This is a genomic window from Treponema sp. OMZ 857 (genome assembly GCF_024181085.1).
In the GTDB taxonomy this organism is placed as follows: Bacteria; Spirochaetota; Spirochaetia; order Treponematales; family Treponemataceae; genus Treponema.
Genome location: NZ_CP051147.1, coordinates 1,350,457 through 1,366,268, shown reverse-complemented (window position 1 = coordinate 1,366,268; position 15,812 = coordinate 1,350,457). Strand labels below are relative to the sequence as shown.

Below are 15,812 nucleotides of genomic sequence, written 5' to 3'. Positions count from 1 at the left end.
ATGAATGAAAAGATCGCTATCCTCGGCGCAGGGTCATGGGGAACGGCAATAGCTTGTACACTCGGTCGAAACGGGCATCGCGTTATGCTCTGGAATCGGAGTGAAGATGTATGCTCAAGCATCAATATCGAACGTAGTAATAAAAAGTATTTACCGAACTATACCTTACCGCCAACGATCTCAGCTTCTGTCGATATGCAAGAAGTATGCAAGGATGCGGCAGTACTTTTTTTAGCAAGCCCCTCCCTCTATCTAATGGATACTGTAAACAAGCTCTTAACGATTCCTCCTTTTAATATCGATACCGGAACACAGACATATCCGCTCATTGCGGTACTAACTAAAGGATTTATCCCTGATGAGCACGGAGAACCGCACTTAATCATCGAATCTCTTGAAAACAAATTGCCCGATTTTTATCGGGATCACCTTGTCTATGTCGCGGGTCCGAGTCATGGAGAAGAAGTTGCCGCCGGAAAGCTCACCGGTCTTATTGCAGCTTCAAAAAATCCATTAAGCTCCATCCGGTGCCGCGAAATCCTTAAATCTCGCAGTCTACTGGTATACTCAAGTCTTGATATTGTAGGTGTACAGGTATGCGCAGCGACAAAGAACGTGATTGCCATTGCATTCGGTATGCTTGATGCGCTAACCGAGCATTCCGACTTTTTCGGTGATAATACCGAATCGCTTTTATTAGCGGCCGGCTTAAACGAAATTCAGATTATAGGGAGAGCAATGGGAGCAACGCATCCGGAAACATTTACATCAATTTCTGGTATCGGAGATCTTGACGTTACCTGCCGCAGTAAATACGGAAGAAACCGCAAATTTGGCCGTGAAATTATCACTGCAGCGGTTTTAGATTCTTTTAACGGCATCGATGACCTTATCGCACGAATCGGCACTATCGGCTATTTACCTGAAGGTATCGTTGCATGCGCTTACCTCGGCAAGATTGCCGTAAAATACGACTTAAAGTTACCGCTCTGCACCGGACTCTACAAAATCCTAAACAAAGAATTATGCCCGGCGGAGTTTATCGAAAATCTTTTAAATGGAACAAAGAATTAAACGCATACAAGGCAATTGCATCAGAATCGCTACAGAGAGTGGTAATTCCACTTACAAAGAATCCGATACCTTTGCCCAAATATCAGGATGGAGCCGGCAATTCTCAAGTGTACGCGAAAAAAATGGAATAGTCGCCTCGGCAAAGAAAATTTCCTCCGGTTTCATAATACTGCCTGCAAAACGGTACGTTTTTCTCCAGTATGACTCTTGAATGCTTGAAATAATAACACCGGTATGGGGACCGTCCGATGCCGAATGGATAAATTTTCCTGCACCGATATAAATCCCAACGTGGGAAATACCTCCGGCAGTGTTAAAAAACAATAAATCACCGGGCTGAATCTCTTCATCCGTTATTCTTTTTGCATATTCGGCAAGGGTATCCGAACGCCGCGGCATCTGCAGCTTCAGAACATCAGCCCCATTGCGAAAGACAAAACCCGAACAGTCCATCCCCTTACGAGAATGGCCTGCATAACGGTAGGGCGTACCGAGATAGCTCAAAGCATTATTAACAAAAGCAATCCGTTGAGAATCTTTTGGAGAAGATACCCCAAAAAGGAAAGGTATCGCCGCTAATATGAAAAATAAATAGAAAAAAAATGCTCGTATATCTTTCAAAATCATGTAAAATAGTTATACTAAAAACAAGAAAAAATTGCAATTTTGAAAATCAAGTAAAAATTGTATTTATAAAGGAGCGTATCGATATGAACGAAAAGTCAAAACGACCATGGGGATTCCTTGATACATGGCGTGGAAAAAAGTTTACCGGAGAATGGCCGACATTACCGGAGATGTTTGAAATTACTACGGAACGTTTCCCAAATAGGAACTGTTTAACCGTCTTTGAGCCTGATCGGATCACCCTTACCTATCGCGAAACACTTGCAGCAATTAAAAAATTAGCAGGTTGGCTTGTCGCTCATGGCCTAAAGAAAGGAACACATATTGCCGTTTCCGGCAAAAACTCTTCCGAATGGGCAATTGTCTATTTAAGTGCGCTGTATGCCGGCGGTATTATTATCCCCATTGACTACGGCCTACACGATTATGAGATCGAATCGCTGTTAAAAACGGCAAAGCCGCTCTTTTTCTTTGTTGACGAAGAAAAATATGACCATTTTCTTGATGCATCAAAATCTCAATCCTTTATTGGTAAAGTCTATGCTTTAAACAGTAAGAACAGTGACCGCTATGTATATAACTTGGAAGCGGAACCGCTTGCGACCTATTATCCTTTACAGGAAACCGATACGGCAGCTATCCTATTCACCTCCGGTACGATGGGTACTCCTAAGGGGGTTATGCTTTCTCACCGGAATATCGTCTCCGACTGTTACATTGCCCAATCGCACCTAACCATATTTGAAACCGATATTTTCTATGCATTATTGCCGATCCATCACTCCTATACTATGGTTGCCGTCTTTATTGAAGCAATTTCGGTGGGTGCAGAAATCGTATTCGGAAAATCTTTGGTTGTATCCCGTATGCTCCGTGAATTAAAAGAAGGAAAAATTACGATGCTTCTCGGCGTACCGCTTCTCTTTAATAAGCTGCTTGCAGGTATCTTAAAAGGAGTGCGCAGCAAGGGTATCGTTGTATATGGCATCATCCGCTTCCTCATGGGTATTTCGTATTTTGTCAAAAAGGCAACAGGGAAAAATATCGGTAAAATACTCTTTAAGAGCGTATTGGAAAAGGCAAATCTTACAACGCTTCGTATTGCAATTTCGGGCGGCGGACCGCTTTCAAAGGAAGTCTTTAGAGCATACAATGAATTCGGTATCGATTTTGTCCAAGGCTACGGTCTGACCGAAACATCGCCGATTATTGCACTGAATCCGAAAGAGCACTTTAAGATTGAAAGCGTCGGGCGTTACTTCCATCCCTATATGGAAATGAAAATCCTTGATCCCGATAAAAACGGCCGCGGAGAAATTTGCGCGAAGGGGCCGATGATTATGCAGGGGTATTACAATATGCCGGCAGAAACCGTAGAAGTACTATCGGAAGACGGATGGTTCCGCACCGGCGATATCGGATGGATTGACGATGAAAAATATCTGTATCTCTGCGGACGTGCAAAGAATCTCATTGTTACCTCCGGAGGGAAAAACGTATATCCTGAAGAAATAGAAAATGCCTTCCAGATGTATTACAACGATATCGAACAGATAACCGTACAAGGATACCACCCCGCACACGATTTAACGAGCGAAGAAATTGAAGTACTGGTATACCCCGCCGATGAACTGTATAAAACGCTGAATCTTAACCGCGGCACTCCAGCCGGAGACAGCGCCGTTTATAAAAGAATAGAAACGATAGTCGAAACCGTGAACAAGGAACTGCTGCCCTATCAGCGGATTACAAAAACCACGCTTTTGGACAAACCTCTCGAAATGACTACAACAAAGAAAGTTAAACGGTATACTAAAGCCGAATAATCAACACCCTCCAATGAACTGAGGCTTAAAAAAATACGGCACCCATTCTTACAGAACGGGTGCCGCACTCCGGAACTTCGATATATTGATACAGATTAGTTTACTTTAAACTTTCCAACTTCCAGTGCTAAATTCTTGATGCTCTGTGTATTCTTTTGCGTAATTGCGTTTACTTCCTGCACGGCATTGTTAATCTGTGCTGCGCCAGAGGCCATTTCATTCATACCGTCGGTTATAATACGCGTTAGATTATCCAATTTGCGCATTTCCTCCGCGACACCCTCCCCGCCTTTCAACATCTCTTCAGCCCCGAACTGAACTTCCGTTGTAACCGTATTGATGTTTTTAATAGCATCCAGTACTTCATTGCTGCCGTTTGCCTGTTCGCGCATCGCTTCCGTCAGCTGATCGCTCATCTCTTTTACTTGAGCAGCAAGGGTAAAAATAGCATTGAATTTTCCCTCGACTGTTTTAGAAGATGCTGAAAGCGTTTCTATTTCGCTGCTGAGTAGTTTAAGCGTCGCCGTAATATTTTTTCCCTGTATGGCCGAATCTTCCGCCAACTTGCGGATTTCATCGGCGACAACGGCAAATCCTTTGCCGGCTTCTCCCGCATGGGCGGCTTCAATGGCGGCGTTCATTGCAAGTAAGTTTGTTTGCGATGCAATGTGCTGAATAACACTCGACGCTTCCATGAGCGAGCCGGATTCTTCCGCTATTTTCTGTGTTACCGTATTAGACGTAAGCAACGTTGCTTTTCCATCTCCCGTTGCGGACACAAGCTCTTTCACGATCGTATCGGACTTATTAAGCGTCTGGCTGATCGAAGCAATATTTGCGACCATTTGCTCAACCGACGCCGAAGACTGTGCAACACTTGCAGACTGTGTTTCAATACTACTGCTCAACTGCTTAATAGTGCGGATAATTTCCTCTACTGTCGCGGCAGTTTCGGTAACGCTTGCAGCTTGGGTCAAAACTTGCTGCTGGATACCGTCTATATTTGCATTAATCTGATTAATTGAGCTTGCCGTTTCGGACATATTTGAAGCAAGCTCACTACCGATCTCTTCCATAATGCTGCTATTGACGCCGATAGACTTTATTGTAACACCGATTTTTTCTATCGTTTCATTAAAATATTCCGATAAATCCGTTACCTCGTCATTACCGCTTACAGCCATACGAACCGTTAAATCACCTTCACCTTGCGCAATGTCCTTAAGCGCTGCAACAAGTTTTTGGATCGGCTTTACGATATTGTGTGCAACAAAGAAGACAACAGCCAATGCCGAAAGAAAAATAATTCCCCAGATAATGTCTATAGCAATGCTCATCTCACCCACTGAACTCATAAGGTCACTGTAGGGAGCGGTCATAATAACCGTCCATCCCGATAGCTTACTCTTAGCATAGGATGATATTACAGAAACGCCATCGTTATCATAGTACCCGATACCCGGATCTTGCGCCTGTAACGCTTGTTGTTCAAATGCTGCAAGCGGCGCTACACTCGGATCGGTTTGAGCTTCCTCGATGGAATTGTATTGATCTTCAACAAAACGTATATCTTTATCTGCAATCGTATTCCCCGTTAAACCGAGTATATAGCAATACCCCCTTTTTCCCAAAACGATGTCTTTAATTGCTTCGGATAAAAGATTCGCTTCTACGGCTGCGCTTAATACACCGACAATTTCATTGTTATCACCGATAATGGGAACGGCATAGACGATCCGCATTGTATTTGAAACGCGAGATATACGTGGTTCTGCTACAAAGCTTTTTCCTGATGAAGCGGCTAAAAACCAATCCCGGTCGCCGACATAAACAGCTTTTCCATCATCTGTCCCATAACGGTCCCCCTGCATAGTGCTGACACCGAAATAATCTACCCGTGCATTATGACCGGCTTCATTCACAAGACTCTGCGCTTTTTGATAGTATGAAAGAGAAGGATCACGCAGGGAAGGCATACGGGCAACTCCTTCGACAAATTGGAGAGTCGCTTTTATTCTTCCATCGATAATCTCTGCAACATCGGCAGCTTTATCTATTAAATGAGTTTCAATTTTCTCCGTTACGGCTTTGCGTGCAATCATAACTGCAAGCAGCCCCTCGATAACTGAAGCGCCTAGAATCAATACACCAAAAACCAACATCAATTTTTTTCTTAATGAAAAGCGCTTTTTCTTTAGGTTCCTTCCCATATATTCGTCTCCTAATCATTTTGGTACCGACGGCTCAATTGACCGATAATGATAACGGCTGTCCTATAGAACAGCACCGCCGGCCATTTGCCGTTTTAAACGGTACAAACCTCACAGCATAATTCAACACTTTTGAAATTGCAAAACAGGAATATCATTTTCCTGAGCAAAGAGACTTATTTCTATGACTAATTTTATATAGAGAATATAATGGATTATATTTATTTAAATTAAGTTAGTCTATCCCTCTGTAGCTTATAGAAGAAACCGTAAGAAACTGCCTACATAAATGCAAGTATTAAAGAGTCCCTAGAGTTGTTCACCGGCGCGTAGTTTAACCCGCATTGTTTGGATTTTTGCATCCATCACTTCGAGCTCGTTCAATATTTCTTTCTCGTGATTGGAAGTTTCGATGACTGCATGAATCCCGCCGTTTTTAATAACGATACGCTTATCGGCATAGAGCGCAAGCGCCGGGTCATGGGTAGCCATCAGCACGATTTTATCGTTCGATACCAAAAGCTGCAAAGCCTTTTTCCGATCGATTCCGGCATTTTCAATCTCGTCAATCAAAACGATCGGAGATGAGCTTAAAATGGCGGTATCTGCAATCATGAGCGCCCGGGACTGTCCGCCGCTCAGTGCAGTAATCGGCGTATCCAGCCGAAACTGCTCTCCTGCCAGTTTATTTGCAGCCTCGATAATACCGCTGACAGCTGCTTCTTTGTCTTCGACCATCCGGCTTTCCGCATGCAGTTCAATAAACTCTCGGACGGATAAATCCATGACAAAGTTCATATTTTGCGAAAGCTGCGCAACCAGTTTATTGTTTATCGAAAACCGGATTGCTTTATCGGGCACTTCGCCGTTAATCAGTATTGCCCGGCCGGTAGGTGTGTCTTTTTGCGCTGTCCATTCGATGTCCGCGAGCAGCCGCGACTTACCCGATCCGGTCGGCCCGACAATCGAAATAATCTGGGACGGATACAATACAAGGTTTTGAAAATTCTCCGGTTCGCCGGACTTATTCGTACCGGGTAGTATCGTAAGACTCTGCACACCTTGAACGTCATCCCCGTTTAAAAACCGCTGCATTTGAATGATATATTCAAAAAATGCATGGGATAAAGCTTCTCTATCAAGCGCACTCTCTTCGCATTGTTCTTCGGAAAGGTTTTGTAGAAAAGAGTCAAAAGTACGCTGCGTATTGTCCAGAACATGTAGCTCTGTCAATCTGTTTTCTGCAAAAAAATCTTCAATAAAAGGATACTCTGCGAGCAGCGTTTCTATCGTTTTTTTTGAAAGTTCTATTCTTTTTTCGGCGGTGCCGTGTATGTCAAAACCGGTATTTGCGGCCATATTGTCTCCCATAAAAATTTTTGCAAGATGTTTTAGTTATTTGTTTGCGACTCGGCAATCTTCATCTTACGGATATTGCCCATCTGGAAATTTTCGCCGACCCGTGTTTCCCCCAAACAATAGGAACACAGTGCTGCAGGCATCGGGAAACGGAGCTCCATTCCTTGCACCGTCGAAATATCTTTATCTCGGTTAAAAAGCAGCGTGCTCAGTTCAAAGGCACCCTGCCCCGTCAGGCCGTTTACCTGCATAATCACCGCTCGCGGATTAACGGTGTTGACACGGGCGCAAAACACTTCGCGTTCTGCCTGAGACACAATATCGCCTTTTGTGATGACAACGATATCCGCCGCTTTTAACAGCGGACCGATTTTTTTCGGTGTATTGATACCCGATAAATTATCGATAACGCAAATACCGAGGATATTTTTAATATATGGAGAACAACGGTTGCACAAGCCCGCTGATTCCGTTATCAAAAGGTCGAATTTTTCCTTGACGCCCCATTGTACTACCTCTTCGATATTGGAAACAAAGAAGTGATCGGGACAGAGCGAACCGGAAATACCTTTTTGAACGGGAATACCGGCCTTTTCGTACAGTATGTCGTCATCGGTGTAGAGGCAGTCAAATTTCACCACTCCGGCACGAAGCCCTTGTGTGCGCAGCGCCTCGATTGTCTTTAAAATAACGCTGGTTTTGCCCGAAGACGGCGGGCCGGAAACGATCAAAAGATTCATAGTATTGCAATTATATCATACCGAGCTGGAACAGGCGGTAACATCCGTTACGAAAGGATACGCAATAGTTGGGCGACAATTCGTCCGGCTTTTCCGCGATGAGACAGTTCGTTTTTTTCTTGTGCCGTCAATTCTGCAACCGTTTTACCGATCTTTGGAAGATACACAATCGGATCATAGCCGAAACCATGTTCTCCGCGCTCCGATGTACCAATCACACCCTCGCACGTTTCTTGCACCGTAAAAAAACGATGAGCATCCAGCATCACTGCAATACAGCAGACAAACCGACAGCGACGGTTTTCCACACCTTCCATCTGCTGGAGAACGAGCTGATTCCGCTCCTCCGCTTTCAGCTGCACACCGTCTTTCATACCATAACGGGCTGAATAGATACCGGGCTTACCGCCGAGCGCATCGATACACAACCCCGAATCGTCGGCAATCACCGGACATTTAACACTTTCGTATAACACGCGAGCTTTTAGGAGTGCATTTTCTAAAAAAGTTGTTCCGGTTTCTTCAGGATCAAAGAGGATACCTGCATCAGCAGGGAGACTGATGCGATGCCCTTCTAAAATAGCGGCAAATTCTTCTTGTTTATGCCGGTTGCCGCTTGCTAAGTATATGTGCATAACCTACTATAACACGCTTTTTTAAGCTCGACAAGATCGTTGTTAATTGTCGCTCGAGAAACACCCAGTTGTTTTGCCAATACCCGATTACTCGGTCCCCGCGTATATTCCTGTATCCGTTTCAGATACCCCTGCCAACGCGCATAACTGTATGCTTGACGGTTTTTCAAGCGCTTGATGACGGAACCGTGAGCCTCATCAACCTTACGCAGCTGAAGTGTCGCACTCTTATACCGCACATAATAAAAGTCCCGCTTAGTTACCCATTCGTTGTAAACGGTATCCCGTTTGTCCGTCAGCTCCTTTGCTTCTTCAATCAGCAGTCTTACCTTCCGTACCGATAGTCCTAAATGTCCGGCAACCGTTTGCAGCAAATGGTCATTGATACAAAAACAAGATTTACACAACAGTTCGAGAAAATAACGTGTATAGATGTCTTTCCTTTTTCTTTCCCATCTGATTGTTTCTTGAATAGACTGAGCTTTTTCAGGTAACACCGTATAAGAAGGCGGCGGACTTGCTGCATACAATTCATAGTTTTGTGACCCGTCCTGTTCGTCCTGTATCGTTTTAACGATCCGCTGCTGATCATCTTGGGCAACGGAATCATACGTCGCCTGTTCGCGGTTCCGTCTCAGAAAGAGCTTCCAGCTATAGGTAAGAGACATCCGCAAGTATGTAGGAAATATTGACCTATCGGGATTATAACCGTCTATGATAGCATCCAGCTTCGGATAGAGCCAAAGTAAAAAGTCACTGCGCATATCCTCGCTTCCGCAGTAGACTCCGAATTCACCGAGATTAAAATACAAATACTGAAACAACCGATCGACGGCTTCTTTTTGTGTATTCTGCCGTGAAAAATCCGTCAATATCGTTTCAACGATATCCTCTTGCATACATTCCTCCGTGAGCGTAATTTTATTTAAACCTGTTCGGAAACTTCCGTTTCTGAACAGGTTACCTTGAAATGCGATGTTCTAAATCGTGCTATTTGTGCGATTTAGAACTCGTCGACCTATTCGAAAACACAGTTATCGAATAGGTCTTTTGTGCAGAGAGTTTAATACCTCGGTGCTGCTTGAACCGTAGCACAGGTATTAAAACCGCCTTATAGCATGTTCCCCGATGCTCTGCGCCGAGGTATATTGATGCGTAGTTGTGTCATAGCAAGATACATGCCAAAAAAGGATACGGATTTTTTCAAAAACGGGCAGGCTTCCTAGAAATAATGATCAGTTAAGACCGATAACGGATTTATTTAAATAAGTCTTTTTATAATAACAATTTATAAACTCTTATGTCAAATTATATGTATGAAAGAAAATCTTTATTCCGTTTTCCTCCTCCTGTCATTATGCAGTAGCATTAAAATATGGATACAACCATAAGTGCGCCATCTGTCAGAATATGATACACGGAATATCAGAATTTGAGCATTTGAAAATTATTCGGCTGGCAGAGTTATCGAATCGGACATGAGGAAGATTCAACACTGTCAATAATGCCGCCGCCGAGTACCCTACTCCCAGAATAAAATACAGCGGCTTGCCCGCACGCAACCGCCCGTTCCGGTTCGGTAAAAACAATACGGACTCGGTCAGTGCCGATAGGTTCGATGCGGGCTTTTTTCAGCTGCTGCCGGTACCGTGTTTTAACTTCTGCATAAAAAGGCTCCAGCGGCATTTCGGCAATCCGGTTTACCTCACGCACGGAACAGGCAGCGGCAAGAAGCGTCTCGCCTGAACCGACGGTAACGGTATTATGCTCTGCCGATTTTTCAACCACATAAATCGGATAGCCGAACGGCAGTGCAAGCCCCCGCCGCTGCCCGATGGTATAACGATGCAAGCCGCGGTGTGTACCGACCTTGACGCCGTTGATATCGATAAAATCTCCTTCAGGAAAAGCATCGGGTGCCAATGCGTCGATTACTGCCGTGTAGTCACCGTCCGGCACAAAGCAAATATCTTGACTATCGCTCTTATGCGCATTAACCAGTCCGGCCTTTTCTGCAATAAGCCGGACTTCCGGTTTCGTCAGTTCTGCAAGCGGGAAAAACGTTCTACTGAGCTGCTCTTGGCTCAACAAGGCCAAAAAGTAGCTTTGATCTTTCTGCGCATCGGCGCCCCGCTCCAACGCATACCGGCCGGACGGCTCCTGAAATACTTTGGCATAATGACCGGTTGCAACCGCATCGAACCCTTCTCGTAATGCCTGCTCCATCAGTAACCCGAATTTAATTTGCTTATTGCAAATGTAACAGGGATTCGGCGTTTCTCCGCTGCGGTAGCTTTGAATAAAATAATCGATTATCTGCTTTTGAAATTCGGCACGGAAATCGTAAACACAATGCGGAATACCGAGTACCCGCGCTGCCTGCGCCGCTTCTTCAATAATCCGCTCGGTTTGTTCCTTCGCAGCGGAGGTTTGTTCATTCAGCAAACGAAGCGTAATGCCGCATACGTCATACCCCTGCTCTATCAGGAGTTTCGCTGCAACACTGGAATCAACGCCTCCGCTCAAGCCTACTGCAATCTTCATTTTTTTATGGAACTCCGCAACGATATTGCTTTACCATCCGTCAGCACAACCGCTTCCAATTGTTTATAAGTATGGGCAGGGAATTGAGCCGGCACACTTAACGCGCTGCCGATATAAATCACTTCAATGGTTTTCGTTTCCTTTTCGTCCGTATCGCGGTTTATTGCGGTAATACGGACAAGAAGCGGCAGCGCATAGTCATCACTTTGTTTCGTGGCTCCAAACGAAATATTCACATAGAGATAGTTTTGTTGGGTCAAGTAGTCCAGTTTGACCGGAACGCCCTCAATTTTCCCCGACTGCCGGCCGGTTTTTAATAGAAAAGAGAGAAACGTAAGCGCAAAAACGGCAATAATGGCGAATAACATGGAACGGGACGAACGTGTTGCGGTAAGACTTTTCAGTAAGCTGATTTTTTTTATGTAATCGGGTTCATACATCTGCTGCACCGCTTCCGGCGCTCGCTTCAAACGCTCACTCCGGTCATAGCGGAGATATGAACTGCCCTCGCTCCACGAATCCGGTTGGTTATTCATTTTTTGATACCCCGGTAATTGTGTTTGTCTTCCACCAGACAATATCTGCCTGTTTATCTCCGGCAAGAAGCGCCGACAAGATACCGTCGGAAGAAAGATAAAAAGCGTTGTACACCAGTTCATCCGGAGAAACAGCCAATGTCCGTGTATATATTTTATTTGACTGTAAGTCGATTAATTCGAGGATATAGCCGTCGGAGCGCGGCGTTGTCAACAAACACCAATGATTTGCCGTTATACCAAGCAATCCGTAAACTTTTTTAACAGGACGGGTGCCGGTATTCGTGTCTTCGGTATCTTCATACGAAGCGATATCAATAGTCCGTTCATACCGCCGGTCTTCAATATTAAACGTATACAGACAGCTTTTATCATAACTGATTCCGGCACTCACATTGATATCCGTATCGATGTCTTCACGATAATAATCGACTTTGATATAAAGCCGCTTCGATGTAAAATCGGGAACAGCCTTATCAAGGCTGGAAAACATCTTTACTTCGTTGGTGTAAGGCGACGGCAATCCGCTAAACGCGATGGGAATTTTATACAGCAAGCTGCCGGTATTGTCATACCAGTATACCCGAATACCGGTTTCCGTTCGGCACACTACAATAATACCGTTGTTTGAATCCGCATAAAGCCCTTCGATGGGCGGAAAGGGAGTACCGCCGACGCCTTCTTGCCCGACAGTATCCACAAATTCCCCCGTCTCACTAAAATGAATGACCGTATCACGCAGCACAAGATTTTCCGTCTGATCGTACTCAATACGTTCTTCGTTGACCGTATCGACGGCAAACAGATTTTTGTTCGGCGTTACGGCAAGATACGTCGGATGATTGAGCGGATACGGCACGGCGCTGCGGGTCATAATTTTATCGGTTTGATCGGCATCGATAAATGTCGGGCGCGGATTTTTATCAGGATTATAGTACAATGCCAACAAATCGCCGAATGATGTCAGCCTGAGGATTTTTCCCGCACCTGAATTACTCAGATAAAAGATACCGTCATCCATAACAAGCTGACTGTCGGGACGGACATACGGACTTGCCAGCTGAAACAAATCGAGCTGGTCTTCAAAATTTCCGTATTTTATTGAAAAAAGCTGTTTGCGCTCCAAGTTTCCCGTTCTTTCTTTCCCGCACGAAACCGCACAAAGGGAAAAAACGGAACACAAGAAAATACAAAGTCCCTGAAAAAAACGACTGCGGCGATACATTACGATAATCCGATTTTTTGCTGCTTATTTGAGCACTTCAGCAATGCCCGACACAAGCCCCGCCATATTCTGAATATCCGCAGGAATAATAATTTTCGTCGATTTTCCGTCGGCTACTTTTTCAAAGGCTTCGAGACTGCGCAGTTTAATCAGTGCGGAATCGGCACCGACATTCTTAATAAGATTCAAACCTTCGGCCGTTGCTTTCTGAATAGCCAAAATTGCCTCAGCCTCACCCTGCGCCCGGCATATAGCAGATTCTTTTTCCGCTTCGGCCTGTAAAATCATCGACGCCTTTTTTCCTTCCGCCACCAGGATGGAGGACTGCTTTTGTCCTTCCGCGATAAGGATAGCTTCACGCCGTTCGCGTTCTGCACGCATCTGCTTTTCCATTGCTTCCTGAATGGATTCAGGAGGAATGATATTCTTTACTTCTACACGGTTTACCTTAATACCCCACGGATCGGTCGCTTCGTCCAAAATGCTGCGCATACGGGTATTGATAACATCGCGGCTTGTCAGCGTGCCGTCAAGTTCCAATTCACCGATAATATTCCGCAGCGTCGTTGCCGACAGGTTTTCAATCGCATTCATCGGATTTTCAACACCGTAGGTATAGAGCTTCGGATCGGTAATCTGGAAATAGATAACCGTATCGATCATCATGGTAACGTTATCTTTTGTAATAACCGGCTGCGGCTTAAAATCGAGCACCCGTTCTTTGAGCGACACCTTATTGGCGATTCGATCGACAAACGGCATCTTAACGTGTAGACCGACTTCCCATGACTGGAAATAGCCGCCGAGCCGTTCGATAATGAACGACTGAGACTGCGGTACAATTCTGATATTCAAAATAAGCAGAACGAGTACGAACACAATTAATGCAAAAGCAATCCACATAATAGACCTCGCTATTGGGAACTTCTAAACACTCAGTTTAATCTTTAGGAATTCCCTATTCTATCTTTTTTACAATGAGGGTAACACCCTCTATCTTTTCGATGATACATTCCTCTCCGGTAGGTATGTCTGCGCCGCCGGTTGAAGCGGCAGTCCATACCATACCGTTGATTTTAACCTGCCCCTTTTCAAACTCGGTAATGGTTTGCAGTACGAGTGCTTTTTTACCGATAAGGCTATCCGCATTGGTCTTTACTCGCTTTGTATGTAAAAATTTCAACGCAATGGGACGGGTGAAAAAGAGCAATAGAAGCGCAACAAGCGCAAATAAAATGCACTGCGCATAAAACGGCGGATGCAGCATAGAGATAAAAATCATCAATACGGCGCTGAGCGAAAACCATACCGTCGTTAAACCGAGTGTCATTCCCTCGATCACTGCACAGATGACTGCAATACCGAACCAGAACCACGGCGTATAAAGTGCTAATAATATTGACAATTCAATCATATGGATAGAACCTTAGATTTGCGTCAGCGCCGCTCCGATAAAGTCGCGGAACAGCGGATGCGGTTTATTGGGACGGGAGGCAAATTCGGGATGGAACTGCACCGCTAAAAACCACGGATGATTTTTCAGCTCGACGATTTCCACCAAATTACGTTCAGGGTTGATTCCCGAAAGCAGCATATCGGAGTTTTCAAACCGGCTGCGGTACAAATTGTTAAATTCATAGCGGTGCCGGTGGCGTTCACTGATTTCGTGCATTTTATATGCCTGTTCCGCCTTGCTGTTTTCCGCAACCATGCAGCGGAAAGAACCGAGCCTAAGCGTACCGCCGAGCTGCACGTCTTTTTGATCGGGCATTAAATCGATGACCGGCTCGCAATTTTTGATAAATTCAGAGGAATGCGCGCGTTCCACCCCGAGTACATGACGGGCAAATTCGATAACGGCAATCTGCATTCCAAGGCAAATACCGAAATAGGGAACGCCCTTGGTGCGCGCATATTCCGCAGTAAGCACCATCCCTTCAATCCCGCGTTCGCCGAAACCGCCCGGAACGATAATCGCCTGTGCATCTTTTAACAGCTCTTCAGCTTTTGCCGCATCCGTAATCTTTGCTGCGTCAATCCATAGCTGCTTTACACGTGCGCGGTGATAGACCCCGGCAGCGGTCAACGCTTCGCTTACACTTAAATACGCATCGGGCAGTTCAGTGTATTTGCCGACAAGCGCAACCGTTACTTCTTTTTCGGGATGATAATAGGATTCAACCATTTCCTTCCACGACTGTAAATCGGGTTCGGAGTTTGGAATATTGAAAAGCTCGCAGATTTTTTTACCGAGGTTTCCTTCTTCCAGCATCAGCGGAACTTCGTAGATGGACTTTGCGGTAAGATTTTCGATAATGGCGTCTTGGCTGACATTGCAAAAAAGACTGAGCTTTTCGCGGATGGATTTGCTGAGCCTTTTTTCGCTGCGGCACATAATGATATCGGGCTGAATCCCGAAGCCGAGCAGCTCTTTAACGCTATGCTGCATAGGCTTGGTTTTAAGCTCGCCGCATTCTTTTAAGTACGGTAAAAGGCCGAGGTGAATAAAAAGACAATGCTCCCTGCCGACCGTGTTCCTGATTTGCCGAATTGCTTCTATAAAGGGGAGCGATTCGATGTCGCCGACCGTACCGCCTATCTCCGTAATGACAATATCGCTGCCGGTTTCTTCCGCCGTCTGCATAATGCGGTGCTTAATCTCGTCGGTAACATGCGGGATAACCTGTACGGTCGCTCCGCAATAGTCCCCAGCCCGTTCATGATCCAAAATGGAAAGATACACTTTTCCGGCTGTGTGGCTGTTAAATTTATGCAAAGCAACATCAGTGAATCGTTCGTAATGACCGAGGTCAAGGTCGGTTTCTCCGCCGTCCTCCGTTACAAAAACTTCTCCATGCTGATAGGGGTTCATTGTCCCCGGATCAATATTCAGATAAGGATCAAACTTTTGATTGATAACCGAAAAACCTCTGCTCTTCAGCAAAAGTCCGATAGATGCCGCGGTAATGCCTTTTCCAAGGGAAGAAACAACCCCGCCGGTAATAAAAATAAAACGAGCTTTCATCATGTACGCTA

Annotated in this window: 14 protein-coding genes; 2 read left to right on the top strand and 12 right to left on the bottom strand. The window is 45.1% G+C overall.

The annotated features are described in order from the left end of the window. A complete protein-coding gene (locus E4N66_RS06260; protein ID WP_253674813.1) occupies window positions 1-1,074 on the top strand; it encodes an NAD(P)H-dependent glycerol-3-phosphate dehydrogenase in 1,074 nt (357 codons plus the stop codon). Window positions 1,075-1,125: 51 nt separating this feature from the next. Here the strand turns inward: E4N66_RS06260 and E4N66_RS06255 are convergent, their stop codons facing one another. Next, on the bottom strand, window positions 1,126-1,701 hold the full coding sequence (locus tag E4N66_RS06255; protein ID WP_253729382.1) for a C40 family peptidase: 576 nt from the start codon (window positions 1,699-1,701) through the stop codon (window positions 1,126-1,128). A gap of 83 nt (window positions 1,702-1,784) precedes the next feature. Between E4N66_RS06255 and E4N66_RS06250 the strand changes: the two genes are divergently transcribed. Beyond that, window positions 1,785-3,527 (top strand): AMP-dependent synthetase/ligase, encoded by a 1,743-nt coding sequence (locus E4N66_RS06250; protein ID WP_253729381.1) that lies wholly within the window; start codon window positions 1,785-1,787, stop codon window positions 3,525-3,527. A gap of 95 nt (window positions 3,528-3,622) precedes the next feature. Here the strand turns inward: E4N66_RS06250 and E4N66_RS06245 are convergent, their stop codons facing one another. The 11 genes from E4N66_RS06245 to E4N66_RS06195 all read right to left on the bottom strand — a co-directional run bounded on the left by E4N66_RS06245 (window position 3,623) and on the right by E4N66_RS06195 (window position 15,801). Continuing rightward, window positions 3,623-5,737, bottom strand: a complete 2,115-nt coding sequence (locus E4N66_RS06245; RefSeq protein ID WP_253672259.1) for a methyl-accepting chemotaxis protein — start codon at window positions 5,735-5,737, stop codon at window positions 3,623-3,625. Between the two features lie 309 nt (window positions 5,738-6,046). Then, on the bottom strand, window positions 6,047-7,096 hold the full coding sequence (locus E4N66_RS06240) for an ATP-binding cassette domain-containing protein (RefSeq protein WP_253729380.1): 1,050 nt from the start codon (window positions 7,094-7,096) through the stop codon (window positions 6,047-6,049). A gap of 32 nt (window positions 7,097-7,128) precedes the next feature. Next, complete coding sequence (locus tag E4N66_RS06235) at window positions 7,129-7,836, bottom strand: GTP-binding protein (protein ID WP_044016212.1); 708 nt, start codon at window positions 7,834-7,836, stop codon at window positions 7,129-7,131. Between the two features lie 47 nt (window positions 7,837-7,883). Next, window positions 7,884-8,471 carry an RdgB/HAM1 family non-canonical purine NTP pyrophosphatase gene (gene rdgB, locus E4N66_RS06230; protein WP_044016211.1) on the bottom strand — a complete coding sequence of 196 codons (588 nt, stop codon included), beginning with the start codon at window positions 8,469-8,471 and terminating at the stop codon, window positions 7,884-7,886. Continuing rightward, the gene (locus E4N66_RS06225; protein ID WP_253729379.1) at window positions 8,456-9,370 is read right to left on the bottom strand and encodes a hypothetical protein; all 915 of its coding nucleotides are present in this window, start codon (window positions 9,368-9,370) and stop codon (window positions 8,456-8,458) included. Before E4N66_RS06225 ends, rdgB begins: the two co-directional genes overlap by 16 nt. Before the next feature lie 565 nt (window positions 9,371-9,935). Continuing rightward, window positions 9,936-11,015 (bottom strand): tRNA 2-thiouridine(34) synthase MnmA, encoded by a 1,080-nt coding sequence (mnmA, locus tag E4N66_RS06220; RefSeq protein WP_253729378.1) that lies wholly within the window; start codon window positions 11,013-11,015, stop codon window positions 9,936-9,938. Then, window positions 11,012-11,551 (bottom strand): hypothetical protein, encoded by a 540-nt coding sequence (locus E4N66_RS06215; RefSeq protein WP_253729377.1) that lies wholly within the window; start codon window positions 11,549-11,551, stop codon window positions 11,012-11,014. Before E4N66_RS06215 ends, mnmA begins: the two co-directional genes overlap by 4 nt. Further along, a complete protein-coding gene (locus E4N66_RS06210) occupies window positions 11,544-12,677 on the bottom strand; it encodes an LIC_12708 family protein (protein ID WP_253729376.1) in 1,134 nt (377 codons plus the stop codon). Before E4N66_RS06210 ends, E4N66_RS06215 begins: the two co-directional genes overlap by 8 nt. A 123-nt stretch (window positions 12,678-12,800) precedes the next feature. Next, a complete protein-coding gene (locus E4N66_RS06205) occupies window positions 12,801-13,679 on the bottom strand; it encodes an SPFH domain-containing protein (protein ID WP_253672272.1) in 879 nt (292 codons plus the stop codon). A 55-nt stretch (window positions 13,680-13,734) separates the two neighbouring features. Then, window positions 13,735-14,190, bottom strand: coding sequence for an NfeD family protein (locus tag E4N66_RS06200; protein WP_253729375.1), 456 nt, complete (start codon window positions 14,188-14,190; stop codon window positions 13,735-13,737). Window positions 14,191-14,202: 12 nt separating this feature from the next. Then, entirely contained in the window at window positions 14,203-15,801 is a 1,599-nt protein-coding gene (locus tag E4N66_RS06195) for a CTP synthase (protein ID WP_253729434.1), read from the bottom strand. Between the last annotated feature and the right edge of the window lie 11 nt (window positions 15,802-15,812).

What these genes read in the sequence shown, in the direction of transcription:
- E4N66_RS06260 (WP_253674813.1), top strand. Translation starts at nt 1, where the DNA reads ATGAATGAAAAGATCGCTATCCTCGGCGCAGGGTCATGGGGAACGGCA.
- E4N66_RS06255 (WP_253729382.1), bottom strand. Translation starts at nt 1,701, where the DNA reads ATGATTTTGAAAGATATACGAGCATTTTTTTTCTATTTATTTTTCATA.
- E4N66_RS06250 (WP_253729381.1), top strand. Translation starts at nt 1,785, where the DNA reads ATGAACGAAAAGTCAAAACGACCATGGGGATTCCTTGATACATGGCGT.
- E4N66_RS06245 (WP_253672259.1), bottom strand. Translation starts at nt 5,737, where the DNA reads ATGGGAAGGAACCTAAAGAAAAAGCGCTTTTCATTAAGAAAAAAATTG.
- E4N66_RS06240 (WP_253729380.1), bottom strand. Translation starts at nt 7,096, where the DNA reads ATGGCCGCAAATACCGGTTTTGACATACACGGCACCGCCGAAAAAAGA.
- E4N66_RS06235 (WP_044016212.1), bottom strand. Translation starts at nt 7,836, where the DNA reads ATGAATCTTTTGATCGTTTCCGGCCCGCCGTCTTCGGGCAAAACCAGC.
- rdgB (WP_044016211.1), bottom strand. Translation starts at nt 8,471, where the DNA reads ATGCACATATACTTAGCAAGCGGCAACCGGCATAAACAAGAAGAATTT.
- E4N66_RS06225 (WP_253729379.1), bottom strand. Translation starts at nt 9,370, where the DNA reads ATGCAAGAGGATATCGTTGAAACGATATTGACGGATTTTTCACGGCAG.
- mnmA (WP_253729378.1), bottom strand. Translation starts at nt 11,015, where the DNA reads ATGAAGATTGCAGTAGGCTTGAGCGGAGGCGTTGATTCCAGTGTTGCA.
- E4N66_RS06215 (WP_253729377.1), bottom strand. Translation starts at nt 11,551, where the DNA reads ATGAATAACCAACCGGATTCGTGGAGCGAGGGCAGTTCATATCTCCGC.
- E4N66_RS06205 (WP_253672272.1), bottom strand. Translation starts at nt 13,679, where the DNA reads ATGTGGATTGCTTTTGCATTAATTGTGTTCGTACTCGTTCTGCTTATT.
- E4N66_RS06200 (WP_253729375.1), bottom strand. Translation starts at nt 14,190, where the DNA reads ATGATTGAATTGTCAATATTATTAGCACTTTATACGCCGTGGTTCTGG.
- E4N66_RS06195 (WP_253729434.1), bottom strand. Translation starts at nt 15,801, where the DNA reads ATGAAAGCTCGTTTTATTTTTATTACCGGCGGGGTTGTTTCTTCCCTT.